Below are 12,458 nucleotides of genomic sequence, written 5' to 3'. Positions count from 1 at the left end.
CAATTTCTTAACATTAAAAACTAAATTCTAAACCAAATGTATAGGTTTTACCAAATGGTGTTTCCCAACCCCTTGTGCTATAATTACCAACTTCTGGATCTGCCTCTTTGTATTTAGAAAAAGTCAACAGATTTGTTCCATTAAAGTAAACTCTGGCATTTGATGCACCTACTTTTGAAACAACATTTTTTGGTAAGCGGTATGCAAGTAATACATTCTTTAATCTTAAAAATGTTGCACTTTGAAGTTGGCGAGTACTGTATTGCATAGGATCGGTCAAATCTGTTCCTTTTAATCGTGGTAAAGAGCCCGATGTTCTTTCAGGGGTCCACATATTATCGTAGTAACTTTGTGATCTAATTCTTTCCCAATAATATCCATCATCCGCTACATCTTTGTAAGCTCCGTCGTAAATCTGTCCACCAATTTTGTAGTTAAATACTAACCCCAAGGTAAAACCTTTGTACTCTACATCAGTATTAAAACCACCTAATACATCAGGTGTACCATCGCCAATAATTTTTCTGTTAGCTTTATTAAAATCGTACGTTATTCCTCTGCCATTAAGCAACTCTTCACCAGCAGCTGGATTACTTGGATCGTTTACATACCACCTGTTTCTACCATCGGCAGGATTAACACCAGCCCATTCAAAACCGTAGAAGCTCAACATAGATTGCCCCTCGGTATATAAAAATTGAGCCCTAGCATCTCCACCAGTTGGATCATTCCAAATGATGTTGTTGCCAACGGCACTACCATTAGGGCGATACAGCTTTTTAACTGTAGAATTGATAAACGAAGCGTTTATTCCTGCGTTCCACTTGAAGTCACTGTTATCTAAAATTTTCGCATTTAACTCTAGTTCAATACCATTGTTTCTCACCTCTCCTATATTCCTTAGGGTTTCCGAAAAACCTGTGGTCATAGAAACTGGCACGCCCAATAAAAGGCTCTTCGTATCTTTATTAAAATATTCGATAGTACCGGTAAAACGTTTAAATATACCAAACTCGAGTGCTACATTAGAAGATTGGCTTTTCTCCCAAGTCAACTCTGGATTGTAAAGCGATGCATACAAACCTGCAGGCTGTCCCAAATACTTACTAGAGTAAGAAGTTAATTCTCTCCATTCGAAATTATTACTTGGCAAAGTTCCATTAGTACCGTAAGATGCACGAATTCTAAGATTATCTACAAATGAAATATTTTTAATGAATTGTTCAGAATCTAGTTTCCAAGATCCTCCGATAGACCAGAAGTTAGACCAACGATTTTCAGGACCAAGCCTAGATGATCCATCTCTCCTATAAGAACCAGATAAGAAGTATTTTTGATTATAATTATATTCTAAACGAGATAAACCTGATACAATGGTATTACCCCAGTTGTAAGCCGTAGACGACACTGTACCAGCAGTAGATACGCTTTGTAATTCGCTGTTACCAAGATCAACACCAGTTGCTCTTTGATAGTCGGTTACATTTCTTTCAGCTTCAAAACCCGCTAACAAACTGATGCCATGTAAACCCAATTGTTTAGTGTAGTTAGCCGTCGATGATGACACCCATTTGTTATAGTTAGTAGTCATTTCGTTTACGCTACCATTATTCGCTTGGCCGTTGTAATGAACTGCGCTATAGTAGATATGATCGCTAACCTGAGAATTATCATAAGAAAACGTAGTCTTAAGCGTCAACTCAGGAAGTACGGTCGCCTGTAAATACTGGTTGGCAATAATTCTTTTGGTAACCGATTCATTGTCCCACTGATTGTCGTAAAAGATATTGTTTTGTGCTAAACTACCAAACCTTGCAGTAAAGGGTTGACCTGTTTTATAATCAGTTGGCCAATACAAAGGCCACAACAGATTTCTAGTTTGCATATAACTGTTTGAACCAGTGTTCCTAGTATCGTTATAGCCACTCTGAGAAGATCTTGCGAACGTTACATTCGAACCTACCTCAACTATTTTTCCAATCTTTTGACTTAAATTTATCCTCCCTGAAAATCTATCAAAATCATTCACCTTTACCCTACTTTGATCTCTAGTGTATGAGAAAGAAGAATAGTATTTGGTATTTTCATCTCCTCCACTAACTGATAAATCATTAGTTTGATATTTAGCAGTTCTAAACAATGCATCTTCCCAATCAAAATATCTACCTTCACGATTCTCCAGACCATCAGTCATGCCTAAGATGTTGACCTTTGCATCAAGGCCTATACCATCAGTAGTAAATCTATATCCGTGTCTATTAAATCTATTATTTAGCTGAGTTAATGCGTTGGTATTACCGGCAGCATCATTTTGACCCGCTGAGGTACGTACATCATGAAATATTCTATATAGCATCTGTACTTGTTCTTGCACACCAGCAGTCTCGTAATTATCTGTTGCCCAAGTTGGAGTCAAACCAAGAGAAGTTCTAAATTCAATTTTTGGTTTGCCACTTTTCCCTCTTTTAGTATTGATAATGATCACGCCGTTTGCTGCCCTAGAACCATAAAGAGATGATGCGGCAGCATCTTTCAAAATAGTTATACTCTCGATATCAGCTGGGTTAATCGTATTCATAAGATTGTTAGTGGCATAGGTGTAGTCGCTCAGCTGACCAGCGCCACCCGAATTCATTGGTACACCATCAATTACATATAATGGTTCATTGGAGGCATTGATAGAACCCGTTCCTCTGATACGTATGCTTGGCGTAGATCCAGCTTGTCCAGAAGTTTGCGTAACCTGCACGCCTGGCAGCCTACCTACCAAACCATTTTGAAAGGAAGTATTTGGCATTTCCTTATTTTTCTCAGGATTAAAAGTATTTGCTGATCCCGTAAACGTGCTTCGTTTAGCCGTTCCATAAGCCACCACCATTACTTCATCAAGTTCCTGATTACTTGCCGAAATAGCAATAGAAAGACTAGTTTGTTTTCCCACAACTACCTCTTTACTAGCATATCCAACGTAGGTAAATACTAAAGAAGTATTGTTTGATGGAACATTAATGGTAAATGCACCATCGTTGTTTGTGACTACTGTGTTGCCGGCTTGTCCCTTTACCGAAACACTCACTCCAGGAATGGGTTGCCCGTCGCTTGCATCTGTTACTTTGCCTTTTACGGTTTTTTGGGCATAAGTAAACAAAGCCGATAGCAATAACCCCAATAAGGTTAGTGTAAATTTTCTGCTCATAGTTTGTGAATTATTAGTTGATTGTTAACTGAATATACGCACAATTACGCAAACATCATCACAAACCTTAAATTTTTGTTAAAACCTAACCAATATTTATCATATTCGAATATCCCTTGGCAATTAACCTGTTTTTAGAAGGTAAAAATACTTCACATTGCAGGTTAATTATCGTTTTACCTTGTTTGACTATGCTAGTTTTTGCAGTTATAACATCTCCCTCCTTGGCTGGAGCAAAATAATCGATATTATTGTTAACCGTAGTATAGGCATTATTTAATCCCAAGGTAAATACAGTAGCGCCAATCAAATCATCTATAATGCCAGCAGTAATGCCGCCATGCAAAATACCATACGGATTGGTCATTTCGTTTCTCACTACGTAACTGCAATGCAAACTGCCTTTTTCGGCACTAATTACAATAGGTTTTAACCAATTCATAAAATTAGAGGGAGAGCTACTAACTTTTTTGCCAATAAATGATTGAAAAACTTTTAATCGTTCGTTAATGTTGTTTTGTTGTTCCATTTTATAAATTTATAGAAAAAACAAAGGAAATGAATAAGAAGCAAATTACAGCCGTAGTAGAATTAGACCAATCTAGGTACAAAACCAAAATATTTGCCGATGGACATTTTATATATGCAGATGAACCCGAGTACCTAGGTGGCACTAACGAGGGAATGGCGCCCGGAGCATTATTATTAGCTAGTTTAGGCAGTTGTACCGCTATTACGGTAAGAATGTATGCAGATAGAAAACAAATTCCATTAACTGGACTAACTATACACCTTGCCATTTGCGCAGAAGATGAAATGAATGATGGGACCGTTATTGAACGAAAAATTGAGCTACACGGAGATTTAGACGAAGAGCAGAGAAAACGATTAATGATCATTGCTGATAAATGCCCTATTCACAAGATATTAACTCATCCAATTAAAATTATAAGTAACTAACCTATAATAACAACCTATGTCTACAATCAAAACCAAGCAAACCGAAGATAGTGTTATAGATTTCATTAATTCTTTTGCAGATACCGAACAAAAACGCAAAGACAGTTTTGAGCTTTTAAAAATCATGAGCGATTTTACCGGTTACGAACCCAAGATGTGGGGACCTAGTATCATTGGATTTGGTTGCTATCACTATAAATCTGATCGAAGTAAGCAAGAAGGAGATTGGCCACTGGTTGGCTTTTCTCCTCGCAAAGCGGCTATTTCTTTGTATATATACGTAGGTACAAAAACGCAAGAAAGTATACTTAAAGATCTGGGCAAGTTTAAGATGGGAAAAGCCTGCATATACATCAAAAAATTAGGAGATATTGATATTGATGTATTAAAACAAATGATGGCAGAGACTATTAAATTTTTAGACGACAAGTACGGAATTAATTAATCTTTTTATTCTCTTGTAAAAAATACGGTGGCTATTGCTGGTATTACCTACATTTTGCCATTAAATGCTAAGCCTATTGGCCAACGCCCCTATTTTATCTAATACGAATTACAAGCTTGCCGAAAATTACTTGTTTAGGAAAGTTTGGACAAACCCAGTATCACACCTCATAATTAAATTTTATTTGGCGCAAACAATATGCTACTCCATATCGTTATAAGCGATGATACTAGCAAACGTCTATGTCTACAACGCCTAATAAAACTACCTATAAGCCATTTGGCCTTTCAAAAATTATTTTGATCCTAGTGCTATTTGCAGTATTGGTTGCACAAGCGTTTTTTGGCTATCGCCTGCACCAACTTTCTGAACAACAAGAACAGCTTAAAACAGATTTTGCCGAAATCAATAGCATATCTTTAGGGCTATTCTCTATTAGCCAATGGCAAACCAAAATAGAGCGAATTGTTATTAGCCAAACTAGGAGCATAGATTTAAGCCAAAAACAAAAGAAAGAACTACAGAGAGAAATTGAGGCGGTTATTGTTGCTTTGATTGATAAGGCAGAAAATTTAGTAACAGGTACCAAGAAAAAATCTTTACGTGGAAAGATTGCAAAATTTGCAGTAAAGAATTTTATTGATGTAGATACGATCAAGAAGAAAGTACCTGGCATTGCTCATACCATCATTACCAAAATAGATAATCCAAGAGCAAAAAGACAATTAGGTAAAATGGCACTCCAAAAACTGGAGCAAATAGATGAAATAAAATCAATAGACAGTACATTAACGGCTAATGCGCTGTTAATTAACAAAATTTATAAGCGTTATAACGTTACAAGTACACCGCATTTTAATGCCAAAGTAGAAACGGAACTGCGTAAAACTAACCAAATGATGTACAATTACTGCATAGGTATGTTGGCAGGCATTTTATTGTTTCTAGTGGCTTGGGGTATTTTTCGCAAGCGTAAAGAGCTGTATGCAAGTTTGTTTGTGCTATCTCTTGTAATGGCATTTATTTTATTGGCTGTGGGCTTAACGGCTTCTATGATAGAGGTTGATGCCCGTATAGGCGCTATAGATTTTGTACTGCTTGGCCAGCACATTACTTTTCATGATCAGGTACTATTTTTTCAATCAAAAAGTATTTTAGATGTAGTAATGATACTTATTGGTGGTTCTGCAATAGATTCTATGCTAGTTGGCATACTAATTTTAGCTTTCAGCATTCTTTTTCCCGTAATGAAACTCAGTTCTACAGGTATTCATTTGTTAGGGAAAAAAAGCTTAGCCGAGAACAAAGTTATCAAGTATTTCGCTTTTCAATCTGGTAAATGGAGCATGGCCGATGTAATTGTGATCGCTATATTAATGGCTTATATTGGCTTAAACGGATTACTAGAAACCCAGCTGGCTAAAGCAGCAATTAAACCAGAGTCGTTAACGCTTATTTCTACACACAATACGGCCTTGCAACCCGGATATATCATATTCATTGCCTTTGTACTTTTTGGTTTGGTGCTCTCTACAATATTAAAAACAATCAGTCCGCACAATTGCGAGTAACCTTAACCAAAATATTAAATAGTATAACCTTTGTCTAAATATTTATAGAATTTTGAAAACAGCAAGCCGATTAGAAAGAAAGATGTTACCCCATATCGCTTTGATAATGGTACTGGCATCGCTGTTGTTTGCTACGTCCTATTTTGGACATCGACTTTACTCGCTCTCCGCAGAGCAAGAACAGCTAAAGGAAGATTATGCTACCATCAACAACATCACGTTTGGTGTATTCTCGCTAGATTTATGGACAGACAAACTTTCTGCCATTGTTAATGAAAAAATAAAAGGTTTTAAAATTTCTAAAGAACAACGGAAAGAAATGAAAGAAGAAGTTGAAAAACAACTTCATGGTATGATTAACGAAGTAGTAAGCGAGTTTGAAAAACCTCAAAAAGGTTTAGGTAATAAACTCAAGAAATTTGCTTTTAAACAATTGGTAGATCCAAAAGAGCTTCATGATCAAGTTCCTTCTTTTGCACAAACTATAATTAATAGAATAAATTCGCCTAGATCAATTAATAAACTAAAGGGAATTGCATCTACCGAATTTAACGAATTAGCCGAACAAACCTATGATAGTACAGCTACAGCACAAGCTAAAATAACTAAACATCTTTACCAAAAATACCGCGTAGCAAATCTTAAATCATTTAATAACCACCTCGAAAGCCGTTTCAACAGTATACGCAAAGTAACTTACTATTATGCCTATGCAATGCTAACCTGTGCATTAGTTGTAATTTGTTTATGGCTTCCGTTACGAAAAAAAACGCACTTGCATAATACGCTATTTACCTTTACTTTATTAATTGGCTTGGCTTTACTTATTGTGGGCGTAACCGTATCTATTATAGAAGTAGATGCTAGAATTAGCGTTTTGGAATTACATCTGCTAGGCGAAAAATTGGTATTTAATAATCAGGTCTTGTTTTTTCAGTCTAAAAGTATTTTGGGCATTGCAAAGGTGTTGATACAACAGCCCAAACCAGATTCGGTTACAGTTGGTATATTGATTATTCTGTTTGTTATTATTTTACCATTATTAAGAATGGTAGCTAGAGGTATACATACGCTTTGCAAGCCTGTAGTTGCAGAAAATAAAATTACCCAATATTTAGCTTTCGAATCTGATAAATGGGATATGGCAGATGTAATGGTAATAGGTATATTAATGACTTATATAGGTTTAAATGGCATTTTAAAAAGCCAACTTACAGACCTTAATATTAAAAGCGATGTATTAGCTACTACTACCGTTAATTACACATCATTACAACCTGGTTACCTTATTTTTGTAGGCTATGTTATACTCACTTTTTTAGTATCATATATTTTAAGAACAATTACTTGTCCACCTGATAAGAATATGCTCTCTAGTAAAGATTAACTCAAATTTTACAGTTAACCTTCTTTGTTTTACTGCTAAATAACGTGAGTTCGGGATAAGAAAAATATGCTATTTGCTAGCGATAGCGCTTCAAATCTTCGTTCAGCTAATTTTCGGTCTCTTATTTTTCGGGTCGCAGCAATAGCCAAAGCACTTTCTTTGAAAGAAAAATAAGCAACCGAGAGTTTTTAGTTACTTTTTGCGGTCAAAAAGTAAGAGCCCAGCGGCGGCGAGCTAAAAAAATACGTTCAATGCGAATTTCTCAAGAATTATAAAGACACTTAACCCGAACTCACGTTAAATAATACAATTGTTTGCTAACGAATTTTTAATTGCGATTTTCAGTATTTAGCAAAAAAACACACCTTAAAACTGTCTGTTAATTACAAATTAAATTACTTAAAATCAATTTATTAAAATAAATTTAAAATTATTTATTTTTTTATGGGTTACCTTTTAAAATTAAGCGTATTAACCAGTAATTAATTAATTTACACAAACGTTTAAACGAAAATTAAAATGAAAAACTTATTCAAATTTGGCTTTTTAGCTTTAGCATTATCTTTAACTGTAGTTGCTTGTTCTTCAGAGAAAAAAGCAGAAGGTACTGATACTGTAGGTTCTGATACTACTATCACTGCTGATACTACTGTTGTTGATACAGTTGTTAAAACTGATACTACTGTTGTTGATTCAACTGTAAAACACTAGTCAAATAGTAAAGTATAAAAGGCCTCGAGAATTTCTCGGGGCTTTTTTCGTTTATACCTATTTGCATTTTAACTATGTTAATAGCCAACAAATGTTAACTTTGCAAATCTTTAAAAAATCAATAAATTATGACTTTATCTCCACTACAAGCTATCTCTCCTATTGATGGCCGTTACAGAAAAACTACAGCTAAGCTTGCCGACTATTTTTCTGAATATGCCCTAATTAAATACAGAGTGCTGGTAGAAATTGAATATTTTATTGCTTTAGTAGAAGCTAACGTTCCAGGTACAGAAAACTTTGATAAAAACTTATTCCCCCAATTAAGGAATATTTATCTAGCATTTAATGAGGCCGATGCGCAAAGCGTAAAAGACACCGAAAGCGTGACTAACCATGATGTAAAAGCAGTGGAATATTTCATCAAAGCAAAGTTTGATGGTTTAGGTTTACAAGCTTACAAAGAGTTTATCCACTTTGGACTTACCTCACAAGACATCAACAATACCGCTATTCCTTATACTTTTAAATTAGCATTAACAGAAAGTTATTACCCAGCTTTACAGCAATTAATTGAAAAACTGACGGAGCTTGCCAACGAATGGCAAAATGTGCCTTTGTTAGCGCATACTCACGGCCAACCTGCCTCGCCTACTAAGTTAGGTAAAGAGTTTATGGTTTTTGTAGAACGATTAAAAGTTCAACTGGCCAATTTAGAGCAGGTTCCTAATGGTGCGAAATTTGGCGGTGCAACTGGAAATTTTAATGCACACCACATTGCTTACCCACAAATTAACTGGGTAGAATTTTCTAACAAATTCGTAAACGAAACGTTGGGCCTTTCCAGAGCACAACATACTACTCAAATAGAGCATTACGACCAGTTTGCAGCACAGTGCGATGCTTTAAAACGTATCAATAACATCATTATCGATTTAGATCGTGATATCTGGACTTATATTTCTAAAAACTATTTCAAGCAAAAAATCAAGGAAGGCGAAGTGGGCTCATCGGCTATGCCACACAAGGTAAACCCTATTGATTTTGAAAATGCCGAAGGAAATGCCGGATTGGCCAATGCTTTATTTGAATTTTTGGCGGCTAAATTACCTATTTCTCGTTTGCAAAGAGATTTAACAGATTCTACAGTACTGAGAAATATAGGTGTACCAATGGCACATACGTTAATTGCTATCAATTCTACGTTGAGAGGCTTAGGCAAAATCATCCTTAACCAACAAGCAATTGATGCCGATTTAGAAGACAACTGGGCTGTGGTTGCCGAGGCTATACAAACGGTTTTACGTAGAGAAGCCTATCCAAATCCATACGAAGCATTAAAAGCGTTAACTAGAACAAACCAGAAAATTACGGCTACTACCATTGCTACGTTTATTGATGAATTAGATGTTAACGATAACATTAAGGCTGAATTGAAAAAAATTACACCTTTTACTTATACGGGAATATTTTAGGAATTTTAAATGAGTAAATTTTAAATGAGTAAATAGCGCAGACTACATTATTTCATCATTTACTCATTTTATAATTCAAAACTCTATCTTATTTGACCTAAAATAGACAAGTATTGGTTTTGCAATTACCTATTTTTGTACTATCAAATTCTATTAGACATGACTATTAACGTATATACAGAACAAACACCTAATCCAGCTACAATGAAGTTTATGGTAAATAAGCTTTTAATTAACGGTAGCGAAGATTTTGCGACTAAAGAAAGTGCTGAAAAATCTCCTTTCGCTAAAGAGTTGTTCAAATTCAATTTTGTAAACGGAGTGTTTTTTGCAAGCAATTTTGTAACTATCACTAAAACTGAAGATGCAGAATGGGCGGATATTGAAGCTATTTTAAAGGAGTTTGTAAAAGGTGCTGTAGAGGCCGAACTTAAAATTAAAGATGCTGCTGAAGAAGCTCCGAATTTTGAAGGTACAGAGACTGAAATTAAGATACAGCAGATTTTACACGATTACGTTCGCCCAGCAGTTGAGCAAGATGGTGGCGCTATCACTTACAAATCTTTTGACGAAGGTGTGGTAACGGTTGAACTGAGAGGTTCTTGCAGTGGTTGTCCATCAAGTACCATCACTTTAAAATCTGGTATACAAAACCTATTGCAACGCATGGTGCCAGAAGTGAAAGATGTAGTTTCTGAAGCATTATAAACCTTATTGGTTAAATAATTTAAAAAACCGTAGTAACCCTGCGGTTTTTTTGTTTGATACGTGTTTTTACCTGCCTCCCTAATTCTTAAAACAAGTGCATCGTATCTTCGGCAATTCCAAAATAAATGGCATCTTTGCAGAAATAAAATTTTAACATGTCAGACGAAAAAATAATCTTTTCAATGGCCGGAGTGAGTAAAATCTATCCGCCACAAAAACAGGTTTTAAAAAATATCTACTTATCTTTTTTCTACGGAGCTAAAATCGGCGTTGTTGGTTTAAACGGTTCTGGTAAATCATCATTATTAAAAATTATTGCTGGTTTAGATAAGTCTATCCAAGGCGAAGTCGTATTTTCTCCAGGTTACTCGGTAGGTTATTTAGCGCAAGAGCCAGAGTTAGACCCAGAAAAAACTGTACGTGAAGTAGTTGAAGAAGGCGTTGCCGAAATTACTGCGGTACTGAAAGAATACGAAGCAATTAACGAAGCATTTGGCTTAGAAGAGAACTACTCTGATGCCGATAAAATGGATAAATTGATGCAGCGCCAAGGCGAATTGCAAGATAAAATTGATGCCAGCAATGCTTGGGAATTGGATAACAAATTAGAGCGTGCAATGGATGCTTTGCGTTGCCCAGATCCAGACACTAAAATTGCAGTTTTATCTGGAGGAGAGCGCCGTCGTGTGGCCATGTGCCGTTTATTGCTGCAATCGCCAGATGTATTATTGCTAGATGAGCCTACCAACCACTTGGATGCCGAAAGTATCGATTGGTTAGAGCAATTCTTACAGAACTACGAGGGAACTGTAATTGCAGTAACCCACGATAGGTATTTCCTCGATAACGTAGCCGGATGGATTTTAGAACTAGACCGTGGCGAAGGTATTCCGTGGAAAGGCAACTACTCGTCTTGGTTAGATCAAAAGGCGAAACGTTTAGCTCAAGAAGATAAAACAGAAAGTAAACGCCAAAAAGCATTAGAGCGTGAGTTAGAATGGGTACGTATGGCGCCAAAAGCTCGTCATGCGAAATCTAAAGCTCGTTTAAGCAACTACGATAAACTAGCCAGCGAAGACGGCAAAGAACGCGAAGAAAAATTAGAATTGTTTATTCCTGCAGGCCCTCGTTTGGGTAACGTGGTAATTGAAGCCAATAATATCTCCAAAGCTTACGATGGTAAGTTGTTATTCGAAGATCTAAGTTTCTCTTTACCGCCTGCAGGTATTGTGGGTATTATTGGTCCAAACGGTGCAGGTAAAACTACCCTATTCCGTTTAATTACTGGGCAAGAACAACCAGATGCTGGCGATTTTAAAGTTGGCGAGACAGTAAAATTGGGTTACGTAGATCAAATGCACAACGATTTAAACCCTGATAAAACGGTTTACGAGAACATTACCGATGGTTTAGATAATATGTTGTTAGGTAACAAGCAAGTTAATTCTAGAGCTTACGTTTCTAAATTCAACTTCAATGGTGCCGATCAGCAGAAGAAAGTTGGCGTTTTATCTGGTGGAGAGCGTAACCGTGTACACTTGGCAATTACGCTAAAAGAAGGCGCTAATGTTTTATTACTGGATGAGCCTACCAACGATATCGATGTAAACACGCTACGTGCTTTAGAAGAAGCTTTAGAAAACTTTGGTGGTTGTGCGGTAGTAATTAGTCACGATAGATGGTTTTTAGACCGTATTTGTACGCATATTTTAGCTTTCGAAGGCGATTCGCAAGTTTATTTCTTTGAAGGAAATTACAGTGATTATGAAGAAAACCGTAAGAAGCGCTTAGGCGATGTTGCACCTAAAAGGATTAGGTATAAAAAACTAGGATAGAGAGATTTACGAATTTAGAATTACGATTTTAGATTTCTTCACCACCTTAGACAGCTTAGCACAATTAAGACGAAGCTTCTCTTAGGTGTTTAAGGTGGTAAAATATTTAAGTTAAAGCGATTAGCATCATGCAGTCGCTTTTTTTTATGGATTGAAAATGAAAATAGTTA

General features: G+C 36.1%; 10 protein-coding genes. 8 read left to right on the top strand and 2 right to left on the bottom strand.

Annotated elements, in window-relative coordinates:
- Positions 1 to 13: 13 nt before the first annotated feature.
- Entirely contained in the window at positions 14 to 3,196 is a 3,183-nt protein-coding gene (locus tag OVA16_RS15215) for a SusC/RagA family TonB-linked outer membrane protein (RefSeq protein ID WP_267761057.1), read from the bottom strand.
- Positions 3,197 to 3,281: 85 nt separating this feature from the next.
- Positions 3,282 to 3,725: a PaaI family thioesterase gene (locus OVA16_RS15210; protein WP_267761055.1), complete on the bottom strand. Its 444-nt coding sequence runs from the start codon at positions 3,723 to 3,725 to the stop codon at positions 3,282 to 3,284.
- Positions 3,726 to 3,754: 29 nt separating this feature from the next.
- On the opposite strand from OVA16_RS15210, the gene OVA16_RS15205 reads away from it, so the two are divergent.
- From OVA16_RS15205 to ettA, 8 genes are all read left to right on the top strand, one after another.
- Complete coding sequence (locus OVA16_RS15205; RefSeq protein WP_267761052.1) at positions 3,755 to 4,156, top strand: OsmC family protein; 402 nt, start codon at positions 3,755 to 3,757, stop codon at positions 4,154 to 4,156.
- A 16-nt stretch (positions 4,157 to 4,172) separates the two neighbouring features.
- Positions 4,173 to 4,601, top strand: a complete 429-nt coding sequence (locus tag OVA16_RS15200) for a DUF1801 domain-containing protein (RefSeq protein WP_267761049.1) — start codon at positions 4,173 to 4,175, stop codon at positions 4,599 to 4,601.
- 242 nt (positions 4,602 to 4,843) lie between these two features.
- Positions 4,844 to 6,172, top strand: a complete 1,329-nt coding sequence (locus OVA16_RS15195) for a paraquat-inducible protein A (protein ID WP_267761047.1) — start codon at positions 4,844 to 4,846, stop codon at positions 6,170 to 6,172.
- Between the two features lie 52 nt (positions 6,173 to 6,224).
- Positions 6,225 to 7,559 (top strand): paraquat-inducible protein A, encoded by a 1,335-nt coding sequence (locus tag OVA16_RS15190; protein WP_267761044.1) that lies wholly within the window; start codon positions 6,225 to 6,227, stop codon positions 7,557 to 7,559.
- Between the two features lie 519 nt (positions 7,560 to 8,078).
- Entirely contained in the window at positions 8,079 to 8,270 is a 192-nt protein-coding gene (locus tag OVA16_RS15185) for a hypothetical protein (RefSeq protein ID WP_267761041.1), read from the top strand.
- 128 nt (positions 8,271 to 8,398) lie between these two features.
- A complete protein-coding gene (gene purB / locus OVA16_RS15180; RefSeq protein ID WP_267761036.1) occupies positions 8,399 to 9,745 on the top strand; it encodes an adenylosuccinate lyase in 1,347 nt (448 codons plus the stop codon).
- A 159-nt stretch (positions 9,746 to 9,904) separates the two neighbouring features.
- Positions 9,905 to 10,453 carry a NifU family protein gene (locus OVA16_RS15175; protein WP_138727402.1) on the top strand — a complete coding sequence of 183 codons (549 nt, stop codon included), beginning with the start codon at positions 9,905 to 9,907 and terminating at the stop codon, positions 10,451 to 10,453.
- Positions 10,454 to 10,608: 155 nt separating this feature from the next.
- A complete protein-coding gene (gene ettA / locus OVA16_RS15170; protein WP_267761032.1) occupies positions 10,609 to 12,288 on the top strand; it encodes an energy-dependent translational throttle protein EttA in 1,680 nt (559 codons plus the stop codon).
- Positions 12,289 to 12,458 lie beyond the last annotated feature (170 nt).

It is taken from the genome of Pedobacter sp. SL55, assembly GCF_026625705.1.
Classification (GTDB): Bacteria; Bacteroidota; Bacteroidia; order Sphingobacteriales; family Sphingobacteriaceae; genus Pedobacter.
The sequence above is the reverse complement of the archived record's forward strand: the minus strand, read 5'-3'. Positions and strand labels throughout refer to the sequence as shown.